This is a genomic window from Marinobacter maritimus, from assembly GCF_007671675.1.
In the GTDB taxonomy this organism is placed as follows: Bacteria; Pseudomonadota; Gammaproteobacteria; order Pseudomonadales; family Oleiphilaceae; genus Marinobacter; species Marinobacter maritimus.
In genome coordinates this window covers 1-25,359 of sequence record NZ_VCGW01000001.1, presented here as the reverse complement: position 1 = coordinate 25,359, position 25,359 = coordinate 1, and the positions used below count along the sequence as shown (strand labels likewise).

Here is a 25,359-nt window from a genome sequence, read left to right as displayed (position 1 = left end):
GGAACCGCTGACAATGGCACTCCCCTACTTTCTTGGCTGCCCCCAGTGGCAACACCCCGCATGGAGTAGTGGGCTACCGCCCGGCAAAAGCCCTCTGGGGCGCTACAGCCAAGTGTTTAACTGTGTTGAGGGCAATACCACCTTTTACGCGACACCCAGCCGCGAGCAATGTCAGCAGTGGCGACTTCAAGTGCCGGGCGACTTCCGCTTTTTACTCAAGTTTCCCCGAACCATCACTCACGACCGACTGCTCTCTGGCGTCGACGCAAGTATGCGTGATTTTCTGGAGGTTGTTGCGCCACTGGAAGATGTCGCAGGCCCTTTTCTCTTGCAGCTTCCCGCCGCATTCGGGCCAGAACATCTGAACAGCCTCTGGCGATTTGTTGATGCCTTGCCGGCACCTCTGAACTGCACCGTAGAAGTTCGCAACAGCGCTTTTTTCAGCAAAGGCGAAGCCGAAAAAGCACTGAACCGTGGCCTCCGGGAACGCAGCATCGCACGCGTATGCATGGATACCCGGGCTCTGTTTGCGGCCACTCCGGATAACGAAATCACAATTGAAGCCCAACGCAAAAAACCTCAGGTGCCTGTGCACTTGCTTCCAGGCGACGCAGCTCCGGTAATCCGCTACATCGGCCACCCGGACCTGGAATCCAACCGGCGTTATCTCGCGCCCTGGGTTGAGAAAGTTGCCAACTGGATCGAAGAAGAACGTCGCCCGTATTTTTTCCTGCACATGCCGGATATTGGCGACGCCCTCTCACTGACCGAAATATGGACTGAGCTTTTGAGCAAGCGCGTAGATGGGCTGGAACCCCTGCGCTTCAACGAAGAACAGCCCCAACTGGGGCTGTTTTAAAGCAAGGTTTCAGGCCCGCAGGTCCGCCAGCTATGCCCGAGCCTTTGCCAGCCGGAACAACGCCTCCGGCGCCACCCGCTTGACCCACAGCGCCGCCATTTCCTTGCCTTTACCCACTGGAATCTCGCGTTTTTTCGCGTTCAAACCCGTGACCACCACCTCAGCGCACTCGTTCACGTCCATGCCTCCTGCTATATCCTCATCTTCCTGACCAAAAGCCTGACCGTCACCTGAAAGCGCATTACGAGCAATATCCGTACGGATGAAACCGGGCACAATGGTCGAAACATAAACGCCCTGGTTTTCCACCTCAGCTCGCAAAGCATCAAAGAAACCCATAACCGCATGTTTGGCAGCGCAATAACCGGTGCGCAAGGGTGCTCCTACCTTTCCAGCCACACTCGCGGTTACGGCAATATGGCCAGCACCGCGCTCAAGCATCTGGGGCAGTACTGCTTTGGTTAGGGCAATCTGGCCCATCACATCCACTTCCATCAGCTGGCGGTAGACCTCCATATCTGTATCCACGCACAGCGAACGCTGGGAAACGCCGGCATTGTTGATCAACAAATCTATGTGTCCAAACCGGTTGAGCACTGCCTGTACTGCACCCGGCAGGGCGTCCCAATCTGTGACATCCAGGGAGAGAACCAGAATCTGGTCCGCGCCAAGGCCTTTATCGCGGCAACGCTCAGCAACACGCTCCAGCTCGCTTTCCCGGCGGGCGGAAAGAACAAGGCGAGCGCCCTCCTGCGCAAATCGCACAGCCAGCGCCTCGCCAATACCGGAGGAGGCGCCGGTTATCCAGATGGTTCGATCAGACATTGCCGTTTCTCCAAAAAAGGGTTAACCAAAGGGTTTGTCAGTCCAAGCCTCTATCACCCCCGAGTCTAACGAAAAGCGGCGCCAATACGAATATTGATGCGCCGCTTCGTTTGACCTGAAAAGTTTCAGGGAGCAGGAATAAAGCCTGCACTGTTACTCTTCTATTGGCATTGTCCCTTCTCGAAAACGCCGTCCGAGGTTTCCTTGACCCAGGCGTAACCACCCGGGAAGGCTCCAAGATAATCGTCACCCCCGGTGCTGTAATAGCCGCCAGCGTAATAGGCGCGCGAAGCCATGTTGTGGCTCAGGTTACTGGCGTTCCAGTCCTGACAGGCAAAGGGATCACCACCACCGTTGCCGCCGCCATTGCCGGCGCACGCAGCAGGCTCACTGGCGAACCACTGGCCAGGGTCACCCTCATACAGAATTACGCTGCTCCAGCTGTCGAACGAACCACCAATATCGACATCGTCACCGTTAGCCAAGGCACGAAGGTTGTAGTTGCCACCCGCGTAGGCACGGCCTGCGGAAACATGGGCACTGGGTGATGCTGTTACTTGTTCGCAGGTTTCCGTGGGCGCATTGGGATCGGTTACGTTAACCTGGCGCTCTGCCGTGGTCACATTGGCGTCGCTGTCGGTTGCGGTGTAGACACAGGAATAGGTGCCGGCTGCAGATGAATTGACGGAACTGCAATCTGCCGTTACCGAAACGGACCCGTCTTCCGCATCTTCCGCCGTAGCGCCAGGGTCAGTGAACGCTGTATTCAACGCAACGGACATGGGGTTGTCACCAATCAGGGTGATGACCGGAAATCCTTCGGGAGCGCTGCCATCACGACTGTGTGCTGCGAAAAAGCTCCAGATAATATCGGGATAGCTTGGCCCGACTCGCAGAGCCCATTTACCATTGTTGCCCTGCTCGCCGCCAACCCAGTAATGGCCGTGATTGGTATCCTGCGAGTTAGGCGTCGCTAATGGCCCGTCGAGGTAAACCGTTTCGACCAGTGACCGGGCGCCACTGGTGCCATTCTGGGTGTAACGGGTACGGACACAGCTGTAGTTATTCTGATAATAAGGAGAGCAGGTAACCGATTCGGCCTCTGCTTCAGCGGGCGTATCGAAAGCAGGATCACCAAACGCTTTCAGGTGCGCGTCGCGAATGAGATCAGCGGATGCTTTTATAACAGTACAGTCATTCTTGTTCTGCAGCACCATCAACGGAATGGGATAGGCGTCGTCCAGCTCGGCGCCCATATCGGAGACCACCCGGGCCAGGCTGTGAAATGTCGCACTGCCCGGACACTGGCCGGATAAAGATACCGACGCCGCGTCTTCGCCATACGGAATTCCAGCCGCCGGCGCAGCAGCGGCCCAGTATTCGTTATGCGCTACGGCTGCAACAACTGCCATGGCCCCACCAGACGACAGACCGGTGATATAACGGCGCTGGGAATCAACGGCGTAGTTACTTTCAACCGCCAGGGCGATCTGGTGCAGGTCCTCCACTTCACCAGCGCCCTGATGGCGATGGTGTTCAAACCAGAAACCCCAGCAGTCCTGATTGCGCAGCCCGTCATAGCTGGTGATATAAGGTGCAACGAGAATAAACCCATACCGATCAGCAGCCGCCTTCATGCCCCAGTCATTCAGTACATCGTTGTTGGTCTGTTTGCAGCCATGCAGCGCCATAACCATAGGTGCCGGCGACTGGATATTATCCGGGACGTACACCTTGTAGTTCCTGGCACGGGACTGGTTATAACTTTGTTGTGGCAAAGTATAGGAATCGGTCTGGCCAGCACTCGCAGGCAGCGAGGGCAACATGAAAGCGATGGACAGGGTCAATGCCGGCATAGCGACACGACGAATCCAGTTGAACGTGACGTTCGACATGGTGTGCTCCTTCTTGGATTTATTGTTTTGCATCCAAACAAGAAGAAAAAATCGTGCCACATGGATAACACTTTAATTTAAAAGCACTATCCTTTACGGGTAAGATAAAAACTGACCGGGCAGCCAGACAGGGCGTCCGGGAAATACGACACCAGGCTTTCAGAAATAACCACAGAAGAGGACCGCTATGACACTTCACCTCGAACTCGCTCCCCTTATTAGCTTGGGCGCAGGGATTGGCATTTTGGTGTTCCCGCGCCTGCTTAACTACATTGTTGCGGGCTACCTGATCACGCTTGGCGTTCTTGGGCTGTTGGGACATCCACTATGACATACCGGATTCATCGACAAGGTCTGAGCCTACGTCACCTGTAGGAGATATCTCACAGGCCAACGAGTCGATCTCCGGTATCCCACAAATACACTCCCTATAGAATAAGCAGTGTCAGGGATGACAAGCCAGCACGGAACGTTGGCACAGGGATGAAGCGCTCAGGATGAGCCAAAGCCTGAAGGAACAGGCGGGGGTCAGCCACGGAAAATCGGGGATCACATGGAATGTGGTCCTTGTCCGTGCACTGTACATAACCGCCGATCTGTTTTTTCCGTTTTTCTTCCTGTACCCGCAAAACCCCAGAACCTTGCTCCTGCCGTTCTTGCGCTCTGACTCATAACCATAACGACGCATTTCAGCCTCAGGAGTCATATTTACATGAAGCACTCATCTTTTTTCGCCACACTCGTACTGCTGTTCAGCCTGGCTACCGGATTTGCTCACGCAGATCAGTCGATTATCAATATCAATAGCGCCGACGCAACTGCCCTGGCGAGCCTGGATGGTATCGGCAACAGCAAAGCTGAAGCGATAGTCGCTTACCGCGAAGCCAACGGTCCTTTCGCGACACCGCAGGATCTTTCCAATGTAAAAGGGATTGGAGCACGCACCGTTGAGAAAAACGCTGAGCGTTTGACGGTAAAATAGGTGCCCGGGGGCCCACCCCCTCTGTCACTGTGCAGCGCGGCAGCATCCGGCTACCGCTCTGTATTCTCATTCCCATGTCCCACGAAAGTATTCTGGTAACAACACTTCTGCCGCCCTATGATTACCGGATAAGAACTCTAACCGGCTCGAGTGGCATGCTATGGCTGATCCCATCAAGGTTTACCCGCCAAAACCCTCCCATGTGTATTTTTACGCAACCTGTCTGATAGACATGTTCTACCCGGATGCGGGTATGGCTGGCATTCAGCTCCTTGAGCGTGAAGGCATCAAAGTCATCTTTCCCGAAGATCAGACATGCTGTGGCCAGCCGGCTTATACCTCCGGTTACCATGATGAAGCACGGGCGGTTGCAAAGGCCCAGCTCGACCTGTTCCCGGAAGGCTGGCCCATCGTCGTGCCCTCTGGTTCCTGCGGCGGGATGATGCGCAAGCACTACCCGAGTCTGTTCAAGAAGACCGACCAGGAAAAAAAAGCTACTGAAATTGCTGCCCGAACCTGGGAGCTGACGGATTTTCTTCTCAACGTGTGTCACATAAAGCTGGAAGATCTGGGCGATCCAACCACTGTCGCCATGCATACCTCCTGCTCCGCACGCCGTGAGATGGGCGTTGCTGAGGTCGGCCCCCGGTTGATAGGGCAGCTGCAAAACGTAAACCTGGTTGAACAGATTCGCGCTGAGGAGTGCTGCGGGTTTGGGGGCACCTTCACCGTTCGTCACCCGGAAATTTCCGGCGCCATGGTGAGCGAAAAAGTGGATGCCCTTACCGACACCGGGGCTGGTGCATTTGTGACAACAGACTGCGGCTGCATGATGAACATCGCCGGTTTCGCCGAGAAGAACAACAAACCCCTCGAAGGCCAGCACATCCTGAGCTTCCTCTGGGAGCGCACCAGCCCGGACAATGGAGGCGACTCATGAGTCAGTCCACCACAGACAACCCGCACCACATCGACGTAAAAGAGTTCCACCCCCGTGCCCGGGCGGCCATTGCGGATCCCAAGGTACGCCAGAATTTCCGCAAAGCCATGGACGGGTTGATCAGCAAGCGTAAGGACGCTTTTGAAGGTTGGGACCTCGAAGCACTGAGAGATCTGGGTGCCAATGTCCGCCTGCGGGCGCTGGCAAATCTGCCAGATCTGCTAGAGCAGCTTGAGAAAAAACTCACCGCAAACGGCATCTACGTGCATTGGGCCATTGATGGTGATGAAGCCTGCAAAATTGTCCGGAATATATGTGTGGCCCGGAATGCCAGGACGGTGATCAAAGGCAAGTCGATGGTGTCTGAGGAAATGGAACTGAACCATTACCTTGAAGAGCGAGGCATTGAAGCGCTGGAGTCAGATCTTGGCGAGTACATTGTTCAGCTTGCCGGAGAAACGCCCTCTCACATCATCATGCCCGCGATTCACAAGAATACCGGTGAAATTTCCGAGCTGATGCATGAAAAAACCGGTACCGATCTTTCCAACGATGTGGAGTATCTCACCGCCAGCGCCCGCCAGCAGTTACGTGAGAAGTTCATGAATGCGGATGTGGGCGTCTCCGGCGTGAACTTTGCGGTCGCTGAAACCGGGACACTTTGTCTGGTGGAGAACGAGGGCAACGGGCGCATGACCACCACTGTGCCACCCTGTCACATCGCTGTTACCGGCATAGAAAAGGTTGTAGGCACTCTGGAAGATGTGGCACCGCTGCTTGCCCTGCTGACCCGATCTGCCACCGGACAGCACATCACAACTTACTTCAACATGATTTCCAGCGCGCGCAAGCCGGGTGAGCTGGATGGCCCGGAAGAAGTCCACTTGGTGCTGATTGATAACGGCCGCTCGTCCATCTATCAGGATGATGAATTACTGGATACCCTGCGCTGCATTCGGTGCGGTGCCTGCATGAACCATTGCCCGGTCTACACCCGCGTGGGTGGTCATACTTATGGCACTACCTACCCGGGCCCCATTGGCAAAATTCTGATGCCTCATCTTATCGGTCTGGACGAAGGCCGGCACCTGCCCACCGCTTCAAGTCTATGCGGCGCCTGTGGCGAAGTGTGCCCGGTTAAAATTCCGATACCGGATCTGTTGGTGCGCCTGCGCCAGGAATCCGTAGACGGCGATAAATTAAACCCTGCCAAGGTTCGCGGCCATGGCGCGAAACGCGGCTCGGTGGAAGCAATGATCTGGAAAGGCTGGAGCTGGATGCACGCCCGTCCTGGCGCTTACCGTTTTGGAACAGCAGTGGCCGCACGTCTGCGAAAGCTGCAACCAGGGAAGCTTGGTGGCTGGACAAAATATCGGACAGCACCAAAACTGGCCGCCAAAACACTCCACGAACGCATGAAGGAGCGTGGCCAATGAGTTCCCGCGATACCATTTTACAGCGCCTGCGTAATCGCAGCGGCGGCGACCTGAATGTGCCGGATTGCGACTTCGCAGTGCTGAAGCGGCAACCTTCCTCAGTGGCTGAACGCATTGAGCAGTTCCAGAAAACCATAGAGTCGGTGCATGGAGAAGTGCATCGGTGCAGCTCAGAAAACTGGGTTACCCAGCTTGCCGGCATCCTGTCAGACCGTGGCGCGCATAATCTGTTGATTCCTGCTGCACACACTATCGGACATACACTGCGAGATTCCGGACGAGATGACCTGCCGGAACTGCTGATCTATGACGAACCGATCGAAAGCTGGCAGCCGCACCTGTTCAACGAAGTGGATGCCAGCATCACGTCCACTCGGGGCGGTATAGCGGAAACAGGGTCACTGATTCTGTGGCCAACACCAGATGAACCCCGCCTTATGAGCCTGGTGCCGCCTATCCATATTGCAGTGCTGGAAGCCTCAGAACTCTATTCAACCTTCCACGAGGCGATGCTCAAGCAGAACTGGGCTTCTGGCATGCCGACAAACGCTCTGTTGGTATCCGGGCCCTCAAAAACCGCCGACATTGAACAGACTCTGGCTTACGGTGTTCACGGCCCCAAAGAATTGATCGTACTGGTTATAGAATGATTCGAGGCGCTCTGCTAATCGCCCTGGCGGCCTTGCTCTGGGCGACTACAGGGATCGTTGCAAAATTCCTCTTTACCGGGACCGAGCTGCAAGCCATCACTCTGGCCTTTCTCAGACTGGCGATTGCCTTGCCTTTTTTCTGGCTGCTGATGCACCGGGAACAGCGGAAAATTCGAAACGCCGGTGTCAAAGCATCCGGTAGCTCTCTGCGTCAACTGAATTTGAAATCCCTTGCACCCCTCGCGGCACTGGGACTTTTTCAGGCTGTTTATCAGGGTAGCTATCTGCTCGCAGTGGACCTGACCGGAGCGGGCATAGCCACGCTGATTGCACTGTGCCTGCCACCGGTGCTGGTGGCGATACTGGCGGCTCCTTTGCTTGGAGAAAGGCCGGGGCGGGTAACCATTTTGGCCCTGATTACCGCGGTCATAGGCACCGCTATGTTGGTACTCAGCGACATGGATACCAGTGGCACCTTACGTCTTGCGGGCATACTCATGGCGCTCCTGGCGGCGTTGGTTTACACCGGCTTCACGCTGACAAGCCGCTACAGCTCCACCGGCACACCCGTCTTTACCACCGCCTTCATCTGTTTTTTTACAGCGGTGCTTATCCTGTTGCCCGCGGTACTGCTCAGCGGCGGCTTTGAACGAATCGAAGAGCTGAAATTACGACACTGGGCGATGGTAGCGTTTATTGGCATCGTGCCCACCTGCATTGGCTACGTATGTTTCTTTGCCGGCATGAAAACGACGCCAGCCACGCTTTCCAGCATCATTGTCACGCTGGAGCCGCTGTTCGTTGCTTTGCTTGCATGGATCTTTCTGGAGGAGATTTTGGGGCCAGTTGGCATTACAGGTGCAGTGATACTCACCGCAGCGGTGGTGGTTGCGTCACGTTATGGTGGGAAATCCGGTGCCGCCCCGGAGGACGACACGGAAACCTCAGCCTGATCAGCTGTTCTTGCGCTGTTTTTCCAGCATATTCGGCTGCAGTATTTCGATCCAGTAGCCGTCAGGATCCTTGATAAAGGCGAGGCCTTTCATCTTGCCATCGTCTGGCTTCTTGACGAACTCAATGCCCAAGCTATTAAAGCGCTCGCAGGCAGTGTAGACATCAGGTACTGCGATACCGATATGGCCAAAACCCTGAGGCTCGTCGTTGCCGTTATGATAAGCAAAGTCCTTGTCGTTTTCCGTGCCCCAGTTATGGGTCAACTCCAACATCGCCTCGCGCCCGAAGGTGTAGGTGGTCCGGTGGGCGTCGTCCGTCGGCACAAGACCCGCTTGCCGGTCGTCAAGGTAGCCCAGGAAATAGAGCGTAAACTTCATTTCCGGGAAGTCCAGCTTGCGCACCAGCCGCATTCCCATTACGCGGGTATAAAAATCCATGGAACGTTCAGGATCTTTGATGCGTAACATGGTCTGGTTGAAGACATAGCCTTCCGTTTCCGGAACCGGTTCTTCATGCAGACCGGGGGCTTGTTCAAAGTGCTTGGGCATGGAATTTCCCTTTTTTGCTTTTGAAAGTTCAGACTGTATACCTGCGTGCGTTTCTGCTGGATTTCAAGGGCTTTGCCTTACTATACGGGCGGTTCATTGTCAGGATTCCGGGTATGATAAACTTAAGCCCATATACTCTACTGCCGCAGCAGCGCCGCCATACGGCCCGCCGGCCCTCAAGACCTGTTCAGAGAACCTCTATGGATTTCAAGGTGCCTAATACCCTGGCGGAGCAAATCGCCAACTACTTGGCAGAACGGATTATGACCGGGCAGATACAGCCCGGTAAGCGTATTCAGGAAGCCACGCTGGCCGGTGAACTCAAGGTCAGCAGGGCCTCCGTCAAAGAGGCTCTTTACACCCTTGAGCGCTGGCATCTTGTGGAGATTACGCCTCGCAAAGGCGCGTCTGCCTCAAAGCTGGACGCCAATCATGCCTCGGAGCTGTATGACGTTTACATGCACCTGCTTCTGATGCTTGCAGCAAGGCTCTGTGAGCGCTGGAAGGAGAGCGACAGGCAGCGCATGCTGGCGGTGGTCGCAACGGCTGTTGAGCAAATGAAGAAACCAGCGGCGGATATTGCTGCAGTTGTGGAGGCCAGCTTTGAGGTGATGGAGGCTTGCTGTGAGCTGGTCGGCAACCCGTACCTCACGGAGGCGCTTTCAAACTTCAAGCCGGCGGTGAGCCGCGCTTATTACTTGAGCGCAGAGCGGTATCGCCACGGGCTTACTCAGACCAGCCAGTTTTTTACGCGGCTTCCGCAGGCGGTTCTGGATCGGGATGTGGAGGAGGCGCAGGCTGTTATTCGGGAGTTTGCTGAGCATCAGAAGGTTATGATTCAGCGGGCTCTGTCCTCAACTTAGTCCGTTCCGGCAAATCAGCGGGAACGCCCATTCAAAACACGCTGTGAATACTTCCCTGTACGCTCGGCTCCGCCATCCCTGGCTCCGCACGGTTTCGAATGGGCGCTCCCGCAGGTTTGCTTCGACAACGTACTTGCCTCCAACTGTGATTGAACTCACAGACATAGCTCCACCTCCCACTTATCGTAACAACATGTAACAAAACTCGATTGCCGCTGCATTGGTTACGCTGTCCCCTGCGGCCGGGAGCCTGATCCAGGCTTTCTACCAACAAAAACAAACCATGGAAATGGGGCCATCATGATTCAGCCGCTCAGTTGTCGCCGCACAACACGATCAAAAACGCTTTCACTCTGGGTGCTCGCACTCTCTCTGCCTACCGCTGCCATGGCGGAATTTCGGCCGCTGGATGACGGAACTCTCTCGGGCGTGACCGGCCAGGCCGGTGTGACGATTGATCTGGAGACCAGGATCAATATTGACCGGCTGACATGGACGGATGAAGGCTCACTGAATGTGAACAACATGCGGCTTTCCGGGCATAACGATACGGTTCTGGATAACCTGAAGCTGACGGTGGATATCGCCGGTGCCGGTGAGGTGCTTGAGCACGGTTTTTCTGAAATCGCGCGTCGGGCGAATGCGGGGCTGCTCGGCACCACCAATGCTGATGTTGCAGATGCACTGACAACCTATTCCATAGCAGGCGAGTTTGGCAAACAATTCAACAGTGGCGATCTGGTTATTCACCTGGGTGCAACCGATTATGGTGACCCAACCAGCCTGGCTGACTACCTGCAGGCGGTGGATTTTGAGCTGGAGGTGGGAAGCATTACCGCCACCGGTTCCGAAGGGGCGGCCACGCTGTTTTCCGATGTGTTGCTGCAGGGTTATGTCGGGCCTACAGATCTGGTTATTCGCAACGCCGGTGGGTCAAATCGCACGTTGAGTAATGGCAACGTCGTTTCCGGGGCTGAGCTGCAGCTCGATACCCATTTTGAGATCACCAATGGCAGCCTGAACTGGGACGCCGCAGATGTGATTCTGCTGTTCAACTTTGCCGCCGTGGGCATTGAAGGCCTGCAGCTTCACAACCGGCGAGGTAATGACACCCTCGGCCACTTCGGCATGGCGAGCGCCACTGCCAAGCTTTCCCGGGGCACGGGATCGGTATCCGGCAAGGAAGGGCTTTCGGTTCACGATGTGGAGTTCCGGGCAGATATTGATATGCCCGTATTCAAAGTAGGCCAAGTCAATATTGGCAGCGTTCAGTTCACAGACTTTGCCATAACAGACACCACCATGTTGGTTTATGGTCACTAGTGTCCTGTAAACTGCTCGTCTCATTTCGACGGGCAGCCCATGACTGACACCACTGACACCAGTTACCAGCCACGAACCTCAGCAAGACGTCTTATACTGTTTAGCTTGCTCTTTATTGCGCTTACAGCGGCGGGGCTTTATGCAGTTTACGATCAGTTCGCAGGGCGCAGCATCAGTTTTGATGCCCGGTTGATTGCACCACAAACCGTTGCGTCTATCGCCGCTCTGCTTCTGGTGTATTTTGTCTCTGACGGCCTGCGCCTGCACTTCACGCTGCGGGCACTCGGGCACCGCTTGTCCTTTCCGACACTATTCCGTCTGGTTTTTATCAATCTGTTCTTTTCCAACGTCACCCCCATGGCCACCGGCGGCGGGTTCGCTCAGATCTGGTACCTGAATCGCCATGGTGTTCCTGTGGGCAGAGCCACGGCTGCAACGACGATCAGAACCGTGTTGGCCGTGCTTTTCATTTTCTCTCTCACGCCGGTTTTTTTGCTGACACTGGATGCGTTTGACGGCCAGACCATCACTGGCGATCTGGGCTTCGCTCTGGCCATCTTCATTCTTCTGTATCTTGGCTTTTTCATTATCCTGCTATTTCGCACACGTTGGCTCATCGGGCCGCTCAGTGGCCTGCTCAGAACGCTTAACCGCTGGCACCTCATAAACGATACCCGCCACCGGCGCTGGCAGTTCAAGGCACGGCGGGAGATGCTGCGTTTCTCGCACAGCTTTGGCGATTACCTGCGGGGCCGGCCGCTTTTCGTTGTGCTTTCGGTGCTTTTCACAGCCGTATTCCTGCTCAGCCTGTTCAGCTTCCCTGCCCTGCTGATACACAGCCTGGGTTACGATATTGATTATCTGATGTCCCTGGGGATGCTGGTTGTGACAACGTTTATTATGTATTTTTCGCCAACGCCCGGCGCATCCGGCATTTCAGAAGGTGTCTTCGGAAGCTTTTTCAGCGATGTCCTGTCAGGGAACCATCTGATTCTGGTTATTGTAAGCTGGCGCCTGGTCACCATTTATCTTGGTATGATCATCGGCCTGGTTGTGCTGCAAAAAGAACTGATTAAAAGTCGCAGGAACCCCGGATGATCTTCCGAAACCCGCTAAAACTGCTGTTCTATCTTTGCCTGCTGATCGTGATATTGCTGGTGGGCTATAAGGCCTACCTGAATTTTTTCATGGAAGATTTCGCTGGCGTGCATACCGAGCAGGTTGAGCAGATTCATCGCGACCTGTCCGTCACTGAACCCTTCAGCTTTGCGGTCGTGGGCAACATCAACAACTCGGTCGGTATTTTTGAAGAGCGCATTATTCCGGAGCTCAATGCCTCGGGAATGGACTTTCTGGTATCCGCCGGCAATGCCGTCAGCGGCGGTGGCGAAGACAAATACCGTGCCCTGTATGGAACCCTCAGCCACCTGGACATTCCGTACCTGCTTACATTTGGTGCTCATGAGTACGATAATTTCGGCAGTTTCCGTTTCTACGATCACTTCGGGCCGCATTTCTTCAGCATTCAGGCTGGCAGCAGTCGGCTTATCTTTCTGGATAGCACCGGGAAAACGCCCTGGCAGTGGCAGATCCGCTGGCTGGACGATCTCCTTAGTCAGGATTCGTCGAAAGCCAGAGTCCTGTTTATCGGTCACCCGCCACTAAAGCCCAAGGAAGATGCTCTGTTCGATCAGGCTGCGGACTATCTTGCACCACCTGAGTTCCGGAGCGCGCTTCTGGAAGCAGTCAAAGAGCACAACATTGATCTGGTGTTCTCCGCAAACCTTTCGTTGTACTCGGAGACACAGCTCGGTGACACACAGTTTATCACCACCGGCGGTGCCGGCGGGCTGATACTGAACGACGACACCAGTTTCTATCATTACGTGCGAGTGAATATAAGCCCGGAAGGCGAGATCAGCCACTCACTTCAACAACTCGAAGTCGGTCAGCATCCGATTCTGAAACGTCTCGAAAGCCTGTGGTTCTTCGTTTATTCACTGTTCTATACCGGCTATCTCAATTTCATTCTGATTGTGGCCATCTTTGCAGCAACCACCATCAAGCTCTACGCCACTATCTTTGTCGGCAAGGAGTACTACCCCGACTACGATCTTGACCCAACGCCATGGATAGAGAAGCCGTTAAGAGTGGTCATGTTCACCAACAACTATTTGCCGTTCATCGGCGGCGTACCCATTTCCATTGCCCGGCTAAGGCGAGGACTGCAACAACTTGGCGACGAGCTTTTGGTTGTAGCACCGCGCTACAAGGATCAGCCGGAGGTTGAAGAGCAAATACTCCGCGTTCCTTCTCTGCTCGCCATGGGCGAGAAACGCGAGTTCCGGCTGGCCAACATCTTTCTTGGCCGAATCCGCAAACGGGTTCGGGCTTTTCATCCGGACATTGTTCACCTGCACCACCCGTTCTGGCTCGGTTCGCTCGGATTGTTCATGGCGCGCAGGCTCAATGTGCCCGCGATTTACACCTACCACACCAGGCTGGAGCACTACGCCCACTTTGTGCCACTACCAGGCCTGATCTTCCGTAATCTTATCTCCCATGCGCTGATCAAACGCTTCGCCAACAAATGCGACGGCGTTATCGTGCCGACTTACTCAACCGAGGAATACCTCCGGATGATCGGTGTGAAAACACCCACATTCGTGCAGCCCACGGGGATTGAGTACAAGCGTTTTCAAACGGTAACCGACGGCGAAATCACTGAGCTTCGCAAGACTCTGAAACTGAACGACGAGGTGGTTTTCATCAGTGTGTCGCGGCTGTCGAACGAGAAGAATATCGACTTCATGATCGAAGCGATCAGCGCATTGCGACAGGAAACAAATAAACCCTTTCACTTCCTGATAATCGGGGATGGCCACCAGAAAGACCGCCTTCAAAACAAAATTCAGGAACTTGGCCTTGAAACCAGCATCACTCTTGCTGGCGCGATACCCCCAGATGACATGGCTGTCTGGTATCGCCTCGGCGACGCGTTTCTGTTTGCTTCCAAATCCGAAACCCAGGGCATGGTTATTCTGGAAGCCATGGCTGCCGGCCTGCCAGTGGTCGCCGTACGTTCCAGCGGCATCGACGACGTGATACGTCACGGCTTTAACGGCTTCAAGACTCCGGAAAGGCAGGATCAGTGGTGCGCAAAGGTTAAGCGCTTGCTGGAAGATGATGACCTGAGAAATACGCTTTCCGGACAGGCTCTGGCATTTGCCAAAGACTTTTCAGTGGAACAGTTTGCCAGTGATGTTCGCGAGATTTACGCTACTACTTTAGCACTCAACGATAAAAAGCTGAGAAAACGGAGAGAAACGTGAGCGGCATTCCCGTGGGAATCAGCACTTGTCTGCTGGGCAAAGAAGTTCGCCATGATGGCGGCCACAAACATTCCCGTTATTGCACTCAGGTGTTGTCACAGCATTTTGATTTCCAACCCGTTTGTCCGGAATTGGAAGCCGGTTTGGGCGTCCCCCGGCCGGCTATTCATTTGCGAGAGCATCCAGACGGTATGCGCCTGATAGAAGCTAAGGGCGCTGCTGACCACACCGGCGCCATGCAGGGGTTCACAGGCCGGATTTTGCCTGAGCTGGCCCACCTGCGCGGCTACATACTGATGGCTAAATCCCCAAGCTGCGGCATGGAGCGCATCAAGGTTCACAACCCGGAAGGCCAGGTGATTCGGCGTGACGGGCAAGGAATGTTTGCCGAGGCGCTGATGCGCACTTACCCGCTGTTGCCTGTTGAGGAAGAAGGTCGACTGAACGATGACGCACTGCGGGAAAATTTTATTGAGCGGGTGTTTGCCTATGATGACTGGATGCAAAATGTTGCCGGCGAGAACCTCTCTGCAAAAGCACTGATCGAGTTTCACACGCGGCACAAGTTCCAGTTGCTGGCGCACTCCGAGAAAATCTACCGGCAACTTGGCCCCATGCTGGGTGATCTCAAGGCAGACGCCCTTGAAACCATTGCGAGCCGCTATATCCAGGCGTTTATGGGCGCCATGACTCAAAAGGTGAGCCGTGGATCACACATAAACGTGATGCAGCACCTGATGGGCTATCTGCGGGATGCCATGGGAAACGAAGATCGTAAGGTTCTGGTAGAGCAGATTGAAGCTTATGGCCGAGGCGAGGTGCCGCTGGTTGTACCTATGACCTTATTGAGAATGGCTCAACGCAGGGAGCCGGTGGATTACCTACGGCTGCAACACTACCTGAGCCCCTATCCGGACGAACTGGGGCTCAGGAACAAGGTCTAGGATCCAGTATCAGAAGCCGTAAAGCAGTGTGATAGCCGTCTCGGTATCCGTAGAGTCTTTGCCCGCCGGCGCATCGGATACGTGCTTCACTCGGTAGGCCGCTTTCATGGAAAGGTTGCCGACAACATTGGCCTTGATAGCGGTCTCTGACTGGCTGATAGCATTGTTGTCATCCAGCCCGACTTCCGTACTCAATTTCTGCTGAAACAGCGCATTCTCAGAAAGCGCGTAGTTGAGCTGAGCCGCCAGGCGCCCGATCGGCTCCTTTTCAGCGTCTTCACCGTCGGAATTCACAACTTCCAGCTTGTTATAACGATAACCGGCACCGACCGACAGATCAAGGAATGAGCGCTCGCCGCGCTGCCAGACCCGGTTGCCGTAACCGGTGGTGGCTGTAGATTCAAAATCGTAGCCGGAAAAGCGATCTTTCTCGTAGGTGCCACGCAGAAACCAGTACTGGCTTTCATCAAACTTGTAATTGGTTTCAAGAGCCGCTTTATACTTCTCAGCTGTGGTTTGGTCCTCGCCCGTCGTATCGTCTTGAGCTTCGGAGTAGTTCGAGCTGAAATCTGCAATATTGCGCCAGTCTACTACTTCATGAATCAATCCAAGACGCCCGTTTATATTGGTTTCTTCAGTGTTACCTGAGGTCATGAGCACACCCAGCTCTGCCTCGCCCTCCCAGTCTTTCGCTTCCTGGCCGTAAGCCAGTGGTGCTGCTGAAATAGCAAGTATGGCAACTGTTTTCTTAAAACTCATGAACGCTCCTTGGTAATGGGTTCAGGCGGATTGAATCAGGTTACCGGGCTGTTTTGCTGGTTTCACCTTCCAGGCTTTTCTCGGCGTGGCGTTCACGCTCTGACTTTTTGCGTGCTTTGCGTTCAGCAATAAAGCGGGCGGCCTCTCCGCCTACATGCGTTTCACCACGGGCATCGGCCAAACGAATCTGGCGCTCTCGCTCCGCAAAACGGGCCTTTTGTTCTTCGCTCAGCGACTCAATGCACCGGTGGCAACTCACACCTTGCTGATACTCTGGAAACTGCTTTTCAGCCTCGGTAATCGGGCGGCGGCAGGCATGACACTGATCGTAAGCGCCGCGCTCCAAACGATGATTGACCGTAACCCGGTCGTCAAATACAAAACATTCACCTTTCCAGAGACTTTGCTCCTCTGGCACCTCTTCCAGATATTTCAGAATGCCGCCCCTGAGGTGATAAACCTCCTCAAAGCCTTGCTCTTTCAGGTAGGCCGTAGACTTTTCGCAACGAATGCCACCTGTGCAGAACATGGCAACTTTTTTATGTTTTGCCGGGTCGAGATTCTGCTTCACATAGTCCGGAAACTCGCGAAAGGTATCTGTAGAGGGATTTACCGCATGTTCAAAGGTACCTATTTCCACTTCGTACTGGTTACGGGTATCAACAAGAAGAACGTCAGGATCCGATATCAGGTCGTTCCACTGGCCCGGCTCTACATACGTGCCCACGATGCGCTTCGGATCAATGCCGTCAACGCCCATGGTGACTATTTCCTTTTTGAGCTTCACTTTGGTGCGTTTGAACGGCTGGCTATCTACGAACGATTCCTTGTATTCAATACCGTTAAAACGCTCATCAGCGGCCAGCCAGGCCTGAACCACGTCAATGCCGCGGCGGCTTCCGGCAACGGTGCCATTGATGCCTTCCCGGGCCAGTAACAGCGTGCCGTGCACACCATTGGCCAGCATAATATCCAGCAGTGGTTGGCGAAGGGTTTTGTAATCATTCAGAACAGCGAACTTGTATAGTGCGCAGACAACAACGGTGTTGCTCATGGGGTTCTCCTGCGAGCCGGATCGTAAATCCGGAGCATGGGTTTGTTTATCTGGAAGGTGTAAGCCAGAGAGGGCGCAGATTTTAACCCACTCTGGCTTATGTTCAAGTCCCGACAGATCCGGTCCTGAATCCGTTGTTTATTTGCTGGCGCTTGAGAGTTCTCTCTCCACAAGCGCTGAAAGCTGGCCCCAACCCGGGCGGGTAAGGCGAATGTTATCCACCAGCACGGTTGGCGTGCTGGTCACTTGCAACTGCATGGCAACGCGAAGACTTGCCTCAACAGCTTCCCGGTGCAACTCTGTGGTCATGCAACGGCGCAAACGGCGCTCTTCCAGACCCAAATCCTTGCCATAACGCGCAAAGGTTGCAACCGGGTCGTTCGAACCGCTCCATTCTGTCTGCGAATCATAAAGGCGCTCGTGCATTTCCCAGTACGCGCCCTGGTCGCCGGCACAACGAGCGGCCTGAGCAGCAGGAACGGCATTCTGGTGCTGGCGCAACGGCAGATCGAAATACACAAACCGAACCTTTCCTGCCTCAACATACTCCTGTTTAAGGCGCTTACTGGCTTCAGAAAATGCTCCGCAAGCCGGGCACTGATAATCTGCAAACTCGCGTACAACAACCGGCGCATCATCAGCACCCACGGAAACGCCGTATTGGTCCAGTTGCGATGGAAAGGGTTCCGCATTGGGCCCGGCAACCGGCAGCCCATCCGAGGTTGGTTTGGGTGCTGCTGTCAGGAATACGACACCCAGAATAATTGCAGCCAGAACCAGCACTGTTACTCCGATCGCCAGAGGCTTTCGGGAATTGGCCTTCCGCGGGGCCGGCGCTCCGGTTTGTTCGCGACGTTTTTTTTCACCCATTACTTACTCCTTGTTGTTTTCCAGACGTAGCCCAATATTTGTTAGCAGGCGAACATTCACACAATCGTTCAGGCAGGCTAAGATCCTTTATATCCTACAAAAGTTCCAATACAAATTAAGGAGATCTCATGTCACGTGCCGCTTTCTGCGTGGATTCGCTCAACCTGCCTCTCGTCGCAGCCCCGATGTTCCTTATCTCTGGCCCGGAGCTGGCGCTTGCGTGCTGTCGGGAGGGCATCGTTGGCAGTTTTCCCGCGTTGAATCAGCGCACGAGTGAAGGTTTTGAAGAATGGCTGGTTCAGATGAGTGATGGTCTCGGGAAGCTCCAGGAAGAGAACCCGGGTGCCAGCATTGCGCCCTATGCTGTCAACCTGATTGTGCACCGTTCCAATCCACGATGGCAGGCCGATCTGGAACTCTGCGTAAAGCATCAGGTGCCCATCGTCATCACGTCGCTGGGCGCTGCCAGCCAGGTGGTAGAAGCCGTGCACAGTTATGGTGGCGTCGTATTCCACGATGTGACCAATCAGAAGCACGCCCGCAAAGCAGCCGAGGCAGGTGTGGACGGCGTTATTGCAGTCGCCGCCGGCGCCGGCGGCCATGCTGGCACCATCAATCCCATTGTTCTGGTTCATGAAATCCGTGAAGTGTTCGACGGCACTATTTTGCTGGCAGGTGGGCTTTCCCACGGCGAAGATATCCTTGCAACACAAGCTCTGGGAGCTGATCTCGCCTACATGGGAACACGCTTCATCAACACCACAGAGTCCCGGGCAGAGGATGCCTATCGCACCATGATTATTGAATCTGTATCCAGCGATATCATTCATACCCCCGCCGTGTCTGGCATCCCCGCAAGCTTCATGCGACAGAGCCTTGAGGCCGCAGGTTTCCCGATGGACAAGCTAAACCAGGCCGGCGAGATCAATTACGGCGAAAAGCTCAAACCGATTGACGACGAAGCCAAGGCGTGGAAAACCGTATGGTCAGCTGGGCAAGGCGTGAGCCAGATTACCGATGTGGTCAGCGTTCAAGCTTTGGTCTCAAGACTGACGCAGGAGTACCAGGCAGCCCGTAAACGGCTTTGCAGCTGAGCTGGCGAGACAACCGTCTCCATCAGTCTCCTCCCATTAGCAGCCTCACTATCCGTACCGGGCCACGCACCCGGTTCCGTCAAACACGGAACTGGGACGCTTTGGCCTGAAGTGCCGCCAGTACCTCGCTGATTTTCATGCTGGCATTGTCCGAGCGCTGGATAGCCTCGACGGTTGCTTCTGACGAACGGGCAATACCCTCAACGCTAACGCTGATCTTTTCCGCGTGTCGGCCTTCCTGCTCCGCCACCGATGCAATACTCAGGGCTTGTCCCTGAAGACTGCCAAGCAATTGATTGATCTGATCAAAGTGTTCGTCCGCACGGCGGAATTCGGCGGATGATTCCGCAACCTGCCCCGAAACATCGCCAATGACCGATACAGCCTGTGTACTACCCTGCTGCAAGCGCGCAATGATGGCTTCTATTTCGGTGGTGGACTCTTGAGTTCGGCTGGCCAGGGTTCGCACTTCATCGGCCACAACTGCGAAACCCCGGCCCGACTCACCCGCTCTGGCGGCTTCAATCGCGGCGTTCAGTGCCAAGAGGTTGGTCTGCTCTGCGATGGCGCCGATTACCGACAGAACGGACGTAATCTGTGTACTTTGTTTGTCCAGAGCACTGACCGCCTCCACTGCTCTTTGCACGTTCAGGACAACGTCATCAAGACGCTTGAGCACGCCGCGGGAAATGCCCGCCGTTGCCTCACTCTCGTCACTGACACTGCGTACAGCGCCGGCAACTTCCTGAATGTTTTCAGAAACACCCGCAATGCTATGGGACATAGCCGCCATGGTTTCGGACACTTCCAGCACATCCTGCTGCTGGGCATTCACCGCAGCAACCGCATCATGACTGACCTCTCCCTGCGCCTGCGCCTGCCCGACCGCAGACTCAGCTGAAGTTTTGACGTCCGATACCAGTTCCTGAATGCGGGCGATAAACTGATTAACGCCCCGGGCCATTTCCGTCAGCTCATCGTTGCCCTTCATGTTCACTCGACGAGTCAGGTCGGCTTCACCGTCCGCAATGCCACGGATTGCGGAGTTCAGGCGTAAAACCCGAGGCAAGACTCCGCCCCCAAGTACCGCAGCCATCAGAACCAGAAGAATCACCATCGAGCTCACAGCAACAAGTGTGAGGCTCGACGACATGCCCGATGCCTCCTGACGCAACGCATTGACTGTCTCGCTGATACGCGCTTGCGTGTCCGCTCCCATATCCGCCAACTGCTGCTGAAGCCGCTGATTGACCTCTTCGGTTTCGGATTCAAGCGTTTGCCTGGAAGTGTCGATACTCCCAGCCAAAGTAGCGCGGAACTCTTCTTTCAATTGCGCGAGGTCGCGGTTGATACCTTCCAGTGACAACCCGAGTTTCAACTGCCCTATCGCCGAGCCCTTGGGTTTGATGTCTGCAGTGATAATGACAATGTTCGAATCACGACCTGCCGCTTCCAGCACACGGCTTGCCGCGCCCCGACCTTCACCCTGATCCATCAGCGTGACCACACGCTCATCAGTACGATCAACGTAGCGGGTCATGCGCTTGCCATACTGATCAAAATAGATAGCAAAGAGTACCGATTTCCTGGCGTCTGCCAGCTCCACGAGATCGGTCAGCCGCGGAATGTCCCTGTCCCAGATCAACGGCGCGGCTACGGCAGCCAACACATCTGCCAATCCCTGTGCTTCAGCCATAACCGCACTTCGTACATTTTCCGCCACGCGCTCCTGCTGTTCGTTTTGCTGGCGAGTGAGCTCATTGGACAGTTCGCCAACGCTTTCTTCGCGCATGGTCTGAAGACGCTGGCGCACATCGTCACGGGTATTTTCAAAGGAATCACTGAGCTGATCGCTGCTCGCTTCAAGTGCTGAACCGGCGGTACCTATCAAACGCTCAACCTGATCTGATATCAGCCACTGACTGATCACAACCTGTGCCAGGCCCGCAACAATCAGAACAATAAAAACCGGCCGGAACAGCCTGCTGGAGATCAGATTTTTCAGAAACCGAGAGGCCATAAAAACTCCCTCATTCGTTTATTCCGGCGCCCGGAACATTCGTTTTTTATTCATTGAAACGCCTAGAGACACAGTTGTAGCAAAACAAGGCAGAAAGGTGGATTTCTTTATGTAGGGTTTTGTAGCAGGTATTCAAAAAGATGCAAAAGGGGTTGCCCCAACTGCTTTGCCGGGGAGTTTGTATCAGATTTCGTCGTTGTGTCGCCGGCCCGCACTTCGTCCCGGGCTGTGCTTTTTCCGCCTCACTTTGGGCGATGATTCGAATTCTGGAACATCATGCACATAGGTGCTCCGCCGGAGCAGAACATGGCCACTATCAAGTTGCTCGACCACGCCTTTGCGCAACAATTCGTTGAGAATTACAGACGGGGCATAACCCGCATTAACAGATTGCACGAGTTGGCTGAAGGAGGGCTCACTTTGATTATTCACTGCCAGCAAAACCGGGTGTTGATTCTCATCAAGATACGCCAAAGCACTGATCCAGTGCCTCACGACGTCACGACCGGGGCCAGACAATATGGTGCTTGCAAGTTCGGTTGGTTCCCAGCGAATAATGAACTCAGGCTGGATACTGAAACTCATGATGTCTTCTCTCTCTTGGAACCGGGCAGGGTACTACCGTAAAAGGTACTTCTTCAAAGTAGAAGACACTGACTCCGGTTCGAAACGATTCCTGCGATGAGCCATCAGCCTGGTCGCCAGACACATCGCGAACTTGCGGCCCCCGCCAGGACTCCATGACCTCGGGAGGAATACTGCTGTAAGTCAGCGTGCGCTGGAGCAACGGCTGTCGACCGCCTTCGCCACAGACCAGATAGTAATCAACTGTGACTATAATATCAGATACGTCCTCACCCAAGTTTTGGAGCATTTCTTTACTGTACCTTGCGGGCACACAGGCTCTTTTGGCCAACGGATTATTGATGCTTGGGATTGTATTCCCATATATCTGAATAATCCGGAGTAAAACCTGTTTAATTTATGAACTTTCAGACAGGCTCAGCGTAAAGTTGTGAACACAAACGCGAAATGAGACAAAAAAATGCTGGGATTTTTGAAAGGTGACCCGAAGAAAAAAATGCAGAAAGCTTACGAAGACAAACTGACCAAAGCGCTGCATGCGCAGCGCAATGGCGACTTAAGAAGCCACGGAACCCTGATGGAAGAGGCTGAAAAGATTTACGCCGAAATCAAGGCTCTCGACGAAAACCAGTAAAGCAGGAGCTGCCGACGCGGTGCACTACTCTCCGGTCAGCTGCTGCAGCTGTCGGCTAAGGCGATCCACCTCCCGGCGCATATCCTGAACTTCATCGAGAAGTTCCAGAGACATCGCAAGGCCCGGCAGATTCATCTTCAGGTCTCGTTGCAAACGTATTGCCTTGTGCAGGCGAGCCAAGGCTGCCAGATCAAACAGCCATTGGCGCGCTTCAGTTGCCGGCTCTACGGGCGCAATAATGCCGTAGCTTACCAGCTTGATTACAAACTCCGCGTGGCACTCACCGCGCTCGCACACTTCATGAAGGGTGAAGGTGCTGCCGTCGGGGTCCATCACTTCAACGGTCAGAATACTGTTTTTATCGCTCATTCTTTTTTCTCCCCCTTCACAGATGGAGTTTGCTGCGTGGGTTGAACGCTTTCTCGGCCTCGGCAAGCTGCTCATAGAGCTTTTCTGCCGCCTCGGAATGCTGCTCCGGTATGGTTATCTGGAGAATAACAATCTGATCGCCCGGGTGCTTACCTGGCAGCCCTTTGCCTTTGAGACGGAGCTTGCGACCCGACGAGGTGCCTTTGGGCACTTTTACATTTACCTTTGAGCCCACGGTCGGCACCGTGATTGTTGCGCCCAATGCGGCCTCCCAAGGTGCCACTGGAACGGTAACCACAACATCCCGGCCTTCTACACTGAACAGAGGATGCGGCGCCAATTCAACTTCAATCAGCAAGTCGCCCGACGCACCTCCGCCAATACCGGGAGAACCCTGGCCCTTCAGGCGCAGATGCTGCCCCTCGCGCATACCGGCGGGGATTTTCACCTTCAGGGTTTTCTGGCGCGCAACAATTCGGCCGTGTTCATCCGTCTCATGCACCGCAAAAGAAACCTGCTTCTCGGTTCCATTAAACACTTCTTCCAGAAAGAGCGGCAACCGTGCGCGAACATCCTCTCCGCGCATGCGCACGCTCTGACGAAAACCACCGCCAGCGCCGCGACCGGCGCCCTGGCCACCGCCAAACATCTGCTCAAAAAAATCACTGAACTGGCGGGAATCGGCATCGGTGTATCCGCCGCCGCCGAATCCGGATTCACTGTGCCAGCCGGGAGGTGGCTGGAAGGAGCCATCAGCCTGGGCGCCGTATTTACGCAGCTGATCGTACTCACCACGCTTTTCCGGATCCTTCAGTACTTCGTATGCCTCGCCAAGATCTTTGAACTTCTCGTCGGCATTATCTTCTTTACTGACATCCGGGTGATACTTCCGGGCCAGCTTCCGGTAGGATTTTTTGATTTCCTCGGGGGAGGCAGACTCGCTCACACCAAGCACGGCGTAATAGTCTTTGAAGTCCATTGAACTCCTCGCTTTTGGTCAAAGATTGTTCTCTGGATCTATATAATTGGCGCAAACGGCAGGAATACAAGCTCTGCCCGAAGCGTTCATAGATGTAGTACCCTCATCAGCAACCTTAGCTTAAAACCAACGCAGAGAAAGGATGTTATGCCTGATAAGCCGTCCAAACCCGTATCCGCATCGGCCATTGAGAAACACGTTTACAAAGTTTTTCCCAATGACATGAATGCCCACGACACCGTGTTCGGCGGCATGATTATGGCGAAATGCGATCGTCTGGCACTGGTAGTAGCCGAACGCCACTCTGCTCACGTTTGCGTGACCGCTGCGGTGGATTCCATTCACTTTCGCGCTCCGGCAAAAGGCAACGACACCCTGCTGTTCAGTTTATCGCTAAACCGCAGCTGGGGTTCGTCTATGGAAATCGGTGCCCGCGTAGTTGCTGAGAACAGCTATACCGGCGAAACCCGCCATATCCTCTCTGCCTTCTTCACATTTGTAGCCCTGGACGAGAACGACAAGCCCATAGATGTTCCCGCAGTCGTTCCGGAAGACCGCAAACAGAAACGTCGTTTTGACAACGCTGAAATCCGCCGGGAGGGGCGACTCAAGACACGGGCACAACTGGCGAAAATGACCGATGACGATAGGGATTAACCGGCCTTAAATTCTGTAAAGCGGTGAGCTATGGTAGGGTCTCGCTGATTCAACCCTCCCTCTATACATCTTATTTAGGAGAACTCCATGATCTGGACTGTGTATCTCTCTGGCGAAATCCACACTGACTGGCGTGAGCAGATTCAGGCCGGGGCAGAAGCTGCCGGGTTACCGGTAGAATTTACCGCACCCGTGACCAATCACGAAGCCAGCGATGCAGCGGGAGACATGCTAGGCAAGCCGGAAGTGGCATTCTGGCGTGATCACCAGTCATCCAAGGTGAACGGTATTCGCACCAAGACCCTGCTTGAGCAATGCGATCTGGCGGTGATCCGGTTTGGTGACAAATACAAGCAATGGAACGCGGCCTTTGATGCAGGGTTCTGTGCCGCTATGGGCACACCTTATGTCACGCTGCACAACGACGACATTATCCACCCCCTGAAGGAAGTCGATGCATCTGCCATGGCGTGGGCGCAGACTCCCGAGCAGGTGGTTGAAATTCTTAAGTACGTTACAACGGCGCAGTAACATCTGGGGCATCTGGCGAAGAGCCGAACCAATGGCTATTTCGCCAGATGCCCTACGTAAGCTGCAATGAACGCAGTCTCCTGAAACACCTTCAGGCCGGTCTCCGCAAACGGGACAGGCAACGGATTCGAGGCATGTAGTGGCATAGTGACTTTGGCCACCTGATTTTGAGTGTATGATCACTCACATAATGAATCAGGTGAAGACGATGACGAAAAAGAGATCCTTCAGCCCGGAATTCCGTTTGGAGGCTGCC

27 protein-coding genes are annotated in these 25,359 nt (G+C 54.6%); 16 read left to right on the top strand and 11 right to left on the bottom strand.

Annotated elements, in window-relative coordinates:
• The first annotated feature begins 13 nt into the window (after nt 1–13).
• Nucleotides 14–859, top strand: a complete 846-nt coding sequence (locus FFI90_RS00140) for a DUF72 domain-containing protein (protein ID WP_144775358.1) — start codon at nt 14–16, stop codon at nt 857–859.
• A gap of 30 nt (nt 860–889) precedes the next feature.
• On the opposite strand, the gene FFI90_RS00135 is transcribed toward FFI90_RS00140, so the two are convergent.
• Both FFI90_RS00135 and FFI90_RS00130 read right to left on the bottom strand, forming a co-directional pair.
• Nucleotides 890–1,684 carry an SDR family oxidoreductase gene (locus FFI90_RS00135; RefSeq protein WP_144775356.1) on the bottom strand — a complete coding sequence of 265 codons (795 nt, stop codon included), beginning with the start codon at nt 1,682–1,684 and terminating at the stop codon, nt 890–892.
• A 161-nt stretch (nt 1,685–1,845) separates the two neighbouring features.
• The gene (locus FFI90_RS00130; RefSeq protein ID WP_144775354.1) at nt 1,846–3,579 is read right to left on the bottom strand and encodes an extracellular catalytic domain type 1 short-chain-length polyhydroxyalkanoate depolymerase; all 1,734 of its coding nucleotides are present in this window, start codon (nt 3,577–3,579) and stop codon (nt 1,846–1,848) included.
• A gap of 187 nt (nt 3,580–3,766) precedes the next feature.
• Between FFI90_RS00130 and FFI90_RS00125 the strand changes: the two genes are divergently transcribed.
• The 6 genes from FFI90_RS00125 to FFI90_RS00100 all read left to right on the top strand — a co-directional run bounded on the left by FFI90_RS00125 (nt 3,767) and on the right by FFI90_RS00100 (nt 8,540).
• Entirely contained in the window at nt 3,767–3,910 is a 144-nt protein-coding gene (locus FFI90_RS00125; RefSeq protein ID WP_144775352.1) for a DUF3096 domain-containing protein, read from the top strand.
• 381 nt (nt 3,911–4,291) lie between these two features.
• On the top strand, nt 4,292–4,561 hold the full coding sequence (locus FFI90_RS00120; RefSeq protein ID WP_144775350.1) for a ComEA family DNA-binding protein: 270 nt from the start codon (nt 4,292–4,294) through the stop codon (nt 4,559–4,561).
• Nucleotides 4,562–4,721: 160 nt separating this feature from the next.
• Entirely contained in the window at nt 4,722–5,501 is a 780-nt protein-coding gene (locus tag FFI90_RS00115; RefSeq protein WP_144775348.1) for a (Fe-S)-binding protein, read from the top strand.
• Nucleotides 5,498–6,937 carry a LutB/LldF family L-lactate oxidation iron-sulfur protein gene (locus FFI90_RS00110; RefSeq protein ID WP_144775346.1) on the top strand — a complete coding sequence of 480 codons (1,440 nt, stop codon included), beginning with the start codon at nt 5,498–5,500 and terminating at the stop codon, nt 6,935–6,937. The genes FFI90_RS00115 and FFI90_RS00110 overlap by 4 nt, the downstream gene beginning before the upstream one ends.
• A complete protein-coding gene (locus FFI90_RS00105) occupies nt 6,934–7,587 on the top strand; it encodes a LutC/YkgG family protein (RefSeq protein ID WP_144775344.1) in 654 nt (217 codons plus the stop codon). Before FFI90_RS00110 ends, FFI90_RS00105 begins: the two co-directional genes overlap by 4 nt.
• Nucleotides 7,584–8,540, top strand: a complete 957-nt coding sequence (locus FFI90_RS00100) for a DMT family transporter (protein ID WP_144775342.1) — start codon at nt 7,584–7,586, stop codon at nt 8,538–8,540. The genes FFI90_RS00105 and FFI90_RS00100 overlap by 4 nt, the downstream gene beginning before the upstream one ends.
• Here the strand turns inward: FFI90_RS00100 and gloA are convergent, their stop codons facing one another.
• The gene (gene gloA, locus FFI90_RS00095; RefSeq protein ID WP_144775340.1) at nt 8,541–9,089 is read right to left on the bottom strand and encodes a lactoylglutathione lyase; all 549 of its coding nucleotides are present in this window, start codon (nt 9,087–9,089) and stop codon (nt 8,541–8,543) included. It lies immediately after the preceding gene.
• 200 nt (nt 9,090–9,289) lie between these two features.
• On the opposite strand from gloA, the gene FFI90_RS00090 reads away from it, so the two are divergent.
• The 5 genes from FFI90_RS00090 to FFI90_RS00070 all read left to right on the top strand — a co-directional run bounded on the left by FFI90_RS00090 (nt 9,290) and on the right by FFI90_RS00070 (nt 15,551).
• Nucleotides 9,290–9,952, top strand: a complete 663-nt coding sequence (locus FFI90_RS00090; protein ID WP_144775338.1) for a GntR family transcriptional regulator — start codon at nt 9,290–9,292, stop codon at nt 9,950–9,952.
• Nucleotides 9,953–10,252: 300 nt separating this feature from the next.
• A complete protein-coding gene (locus tag FFI90_RS00085) occupies nt 10,253–11,275 on the top strand; it encodes a DUF6160 family protein (protein ID WP_222120458.1) in 1,023 nt (340 codons plus the stop codon).
• A gap of 39 nt (nt 11,276–11,314) precedes the next feature.
• Nucleotides 11,315–12,373, top strand: a complete 1,059-nt coding sequence (locus FFI90_RS00080) for a lysylphosphatidylglycerol synthase transmembrane domain-containing protein (RefSeq protein WP_144775335.1) — start codon at nt 11,315–11,317, stop codon at nt 12,371–12,373.
• Nucleotides 12,370–14,607, top strand: a complete 2,238-nt coding sequence (locus FFI90_RS00075) for a glycosyltransferase (protein ID WP_144775333.1) — start codon at nt 12,370–12,372, stop codon at nt 14,605–14,607. The genes FFI90_RS00080 and FFI90_RS00075 overlap by 4 nt, the downstream gene beginning before the upstream one ends.
• The gene (locus tag FFI90_RS00070; protein ID WP_144775331.1) at nt 14,604–15,551 is read left to right on the top strand and encodes a YbgA family protein; all 948 of its coding nucleotides are present in this window, start codon (nt 14,604–14,606) and stop codon (nt 15,549–15,551) included. The genes FFI90_RS00075 and FFI90_RS00070 overlap by 4 nt, the downstream gene beginning before the upstream one ends.
• 9 nt (nt 15,552–15,560) lie before the next feature.
• On the opposite strand, the gene FFI90_RS00065 is transcribed toward FFI90_RS00070, so the two are convergent.
• The 3 genes from FFI90_RS00065 to FFI90_RS00055 form a co-directional block, all read right to left on the bottom strand.
• Nucleotides 15,561–16,310, bottom strand: a complete 750-nt coding sequence (locus FFI90_RS00065; protein WP_144775328.1) for a DUF481 domain-containing protein — start codon at nt 16,308–16,310, stop codon at nt 15,561–15,563.
• A gap of 40 nt (nt 16,311–16,350) precedes the next feature.
• Nucleotides 16,351–17,364 (bottom strand): oxygen-dependent tRNA uridine(34) hydroxylase TrhO, encoded by a 1,014-nt coding sequence (gene trhO, locus FFI90_RS00060; RefSeq protein WP_144775326.1) that lies wholly within the window; start codon nt 17,362–17,364, stop codon nt 16,351–16,353.
• Nucleotides 17,365–17,502: 138 nt separating this feature from the next.
• Nucleotides 17,503–18,234 (bottom strand): DsbA family protein, encoded by a 732-nt coding sequence (locus tag FFI90_RS00055; protein WP_144775324.1) that lies wholly within the window; start codon nt 18,232–18,234, stop codon nt 17,503–17,505.
• 128 nt (nt 18,235–18,362) lie between these two features.
• Here FFI90_RS00055 and FFI90_RS00050 point away from each other — a divergent pair, with 128 nt between their 5' ends.
• Nucleotides 18,363–19,328, top strand: coding sequence for an NAD(P)H-dependent flavin oxidoreductase (locus FFI90_RS00050; RefSeq protein WP_144775322.1), 966 nt, complete (start codon nt 18,363–18,365; stop codon nt 19,326–19,328).
• A gap of 79 nt (nt 19,329–19,407) precedes the next feature.
• On the opposite strand, the gene FFI90_RS00045 is transcribed toward FFI90_RS00050, so the two are convergent.
• The 3 genes from FFI90_RS00045 to FFI90_RS00035 form a co-directional block, all read right to left on the bottom strand.
• Nucleotides 19,408–21,348: a methyl-accepting chemotaxis protein gene (locus tag FFI90_RS00045; protein ID WP_144775319.1), complete on the bottom strand. Its 1,941-nt coding sequence runs from the start codon at nt 21,346–21,348 to the stop codon at nt 19,408–19,410.
• Nucleotides 21,349–21,531: 183 nt separating this feature from the next.
• Nucleotides 21,532–21,933, bottom strand: a complete 402-nt coding sequence (locus FFI90_RS00040; protein ID WP_144775317.1) for a DUF6502 family protein — start codon at nt 21,931–21,933, stop codon at nt 21,532–21,534.
• The gene (locus FFI90_RS00035) at nt 21,911–22,222 is read right to left on the bottom strand and encodes a hypothetical protein (RefSeq protein WP_144775316.1); all 312 of its coding nucleotides are present in this window, start codon (nt 22,220–22,222) and stop codon (nt 21,911–21,913) included. Before FFI90_RS00035 ends, FFI90_RS00040 begins: the two co-directional genes overlap by 23 nt.
• A 171-nt stretch (nt 22,223–22,393) precedes the next feature.
• Here FFI90_RS00035 and FFI90_RS00030 point away from each other — a divergent pair, with 171 nt between their 5' ends.
• Nucleotides 22,394–22,567, top strand: coding sequence for a DUF6435 family protein (locus FFI90_RS00030; RefSeq protein WP_144775314.1), 174 nt, complete (start codon nt 22,394–22,396; stop codon nt 22,565–22,567).
• 24 nt (nt 22,568–22,591) lie between these two features.
• Here the strand turns inward: FFI90_RS00030 and FFI90_RS00025 are convergent, their stop codons facing one another.
• Nucleotides 22,592–22,936 carry a chaperone modulator CbpM gene (locus FFI90_RS00025; protein ID WP_144775312.1) on the bottom strand — a complete coding sequence of 115 codons (345 nt, stop codon included), beginning with the start codon at nt 22,934–22,936 and terminating at the stop codon, nt 22,592–22,594.
• Nucleotides 22,937–22,952: 16 nt separating this feature from the next.
• Entirely contained in the window at nt 22,953–23,915 is a 963-nt protein-coding gene (locus FFI90_RS00020; RefSeq protein ID WP_144775310.1) for a DnaJ C-terminal domain-containing protein, read from the bottom strand.
• 147 nt (nt 23,916–24,062) lie between these two features.
• Between FFI90_RS00020 and FFI90_RS00015 the strand changes: the two genes are divergently transcribed.
• Both FFI90_RS00015 and FFI90_RS00010 read left to right on the top strand, forming a co-directional pair.
• The gene (locus tag FFI90_RS00015) at nt 24,063–24,572 is read left to right on the top strand and encodes an acyl-CoA thioesterase (protein WP_144775308.1); all 510 of its coding nucleotides are present in this window, start codon (nt 24,063–24,065) and stop codon (nt 24,570–24,572) included.
• Between the two features lie 87 nt (nt 24,573–24,659).
• Entirely contained in the window at nt 24,660–25,103 is a 444-nt protein-coding gene (locus FFI90_RS00010; RefSeq protein ID WP_144775306.1) for a YtoQ family protein, read from the top strand.
• The last annotated feature ends 256 nt before the right edge of the window (nt 25,104–25,359 follow it).

Excerpts from the sequence above, each read along its gene's own strand:
- FFI90_RS00040 (WP_144775317.1), bottom strand. The coding sequence starts at position 21,933 with ATGAGTTTCAGTATCCAGCCTGAGTTCATTATTCGCTGGGAACCAACC.
- FFI90_RS00085 (WP_222120458.1), top strand. The coding sequence starts at position 10,253 with ATGATTCAGCCGCTCAGTTGTCGCCGCACAACACGATCAAAAACGCTT.
- FFI90_RS00045 (WP_144775319.1), bottom strand. The coding sequence starts at position 21,348 with ATGGCCTCTCGGTTTCTGAAAAATCTGATCTCCAGCAGGCTGTTCCGG.
- FFI90_RS00105 (WP_144775344.1), top strand. The coding sequence starts at position 6,934 with ATGAGTTCCCGCGATACCATTTTACAGCGCCTGCGTAATCGCAGCGGC.
- FFI90_RS00090 (WP_144775338.1), top strand. The coding sequence starts at position 9,290 with ATGGATTTCAAGGTGCCTAATACCCTGGCGGAGCAAATCGCCAACTAC.
- FFI90_RS00065 (WP_144775328.1), bottom strand. The coding sequence starts at position 16,310 with ATGAGTTTTAAGAAAACAGTTGCCATACTTGCTATTTCAGCAGCACCA.
- FFI90_RS00100 (WP_144775342.1), top strand. The coding sequence starts at position 7,584 with ATGATTCGAGGCGCTCTGCTAATCGCCCTGGCGGCCTTGCTCTGGGCG.
- FFI90_RS00080 (WP_144775335.1), top strand. The coding sequence starts at position 11,315 with ATGACTGACACCACTGACACCAGTTACCAGCCACGAACCTCAGCAAGA.
- trhO (WP_144775326.1), bottom strand. The coding sequence starts at position 17,364 with ATGAGCAACACCGTTGTTGTCTGCGCACTATACAAGTTCGCTGTTCTG.
- FFI90_RS00140 (WP_144775358.1), top strand. The coding sequence starts at position 14 with ATGGCACTCCCCTACTTTCTTGGCTGCCCCCAGTGGCAACACCCCGCA.
- FFI90_RS00115 (WP_144775348.1), top strand. The coding sequence starts at position 4,722 with ATGGCTGATCCCATCAAGGTTTACCCGCCAAAACCCTCCCATGTGTAT.
- FFI90_RS00020 (WP_144775310.1), bottom strand. The coding sequence starts at position 23,915 with ATGGACTTCAAAGACTATTACGCCGTGCTTGGTGTGAGCGAGTCTGCC.
- FFI90_RS00130 (WP_144775354.1), bottom strand. The coding sequence starts at position 3,579 with ATGTCGAACGTCACGTTCAACTGGATTCGTCGTGTCGCTATGCCGGCA.
- FFI90_RS00035 (WP_144775316.1), bottom strand. The coding sequence starts at position 22,222 with ATGCTCCAAAACTTGGGTGAGGACGTATCTGATATTATAGTCACAGTT.
- FFI90_RS00025 (WP_144775312.1), bottom strand. The coding sequence starts at position 22,936 with ATGAGCGATAAAAACAGTATTCTGACCGTTGAAGTGATGGACCCCGAC.
- FFI90_RS00055 (WP_144775324.1), bottom strand. The coding sequence starts at position 18,234 with ATGGGTGAAAAAAAACGTCGCGAACAAACCGGAGCGCCGGCCCCGCGG.
- FFI90_RS00010 (WP_144775306.1), top strand. The coding sequence starts at position 24,660 with ATGATCTGGACTGTGTATCTCTCTGGCGAAATCCACACTGACTGGCGT.
- FFI90_RS00110 (WP_144775346.1), top strand. The coding sequence starts at position 5,498 with ATGAGTCAGTCCACCACAGACAACCCGCACCACATCGACGTAAAAGAG.
- FFI90_RS00120 (WP_144775350.1), top strand. The coding sequence starts at position 4,292 with ATGAAGCACTCATCTTTTTTCGCCACACTCGTACTGCTGTTCAGCCTG.
- FFI90_RS00050 (WP_144775322.1), top strand. The coding sequence starts at position 18,363 with ATGTCACGTGCCGCTTTCTGCGTGGATTCGCTCAACCTGCCTCTCGTC.
- FFI90_RS00030 (WP_144775314.1), top strand. The coding sequence starts at position 22,394 with ATGCTGGGATTTTTGAAAGGTGACCCGAAGAAAAAAATGCAGAAAGCT.
- FFI90_RS00075 (WP_144775333.1), top strand. The coding sequence starts at position 12,370 with ATGATCTTCCGAAACCCGCTAAAACTGCTGTTCTATCTTTGCCTGCTG.
- FFI90_RS00125 (WP_144775352.1), top strand. The coding sequence starts at position 3,767 with ATGACACTTCACCTCGAACTCGCTCCCCTTATTAGCTTGGGCGCAGGG.
- gloA (WP_144775340.1), bottom strand. The coding sequence starts at position 9,089 with ATGCCCAAGCACTTTGAACAAGCCCCCGGTCTGCATGAAGAACCGGTT.
- FFI90_RS00015 (WP_144775308.1), top strand. The coding sequence starts at position 24,063 with ATGCCTGATAAGCCGTCCAAACCCGTATCCGCATCGGCCATTGAGAAA.
- FFI90_RS00135 (WP_144775356.1), bottom strand. The coding sequence starts at position 1,684 with ATGTCTGATCGAACCATCTGGATAACCGGCGCCTCCTCCGGTATTGGC.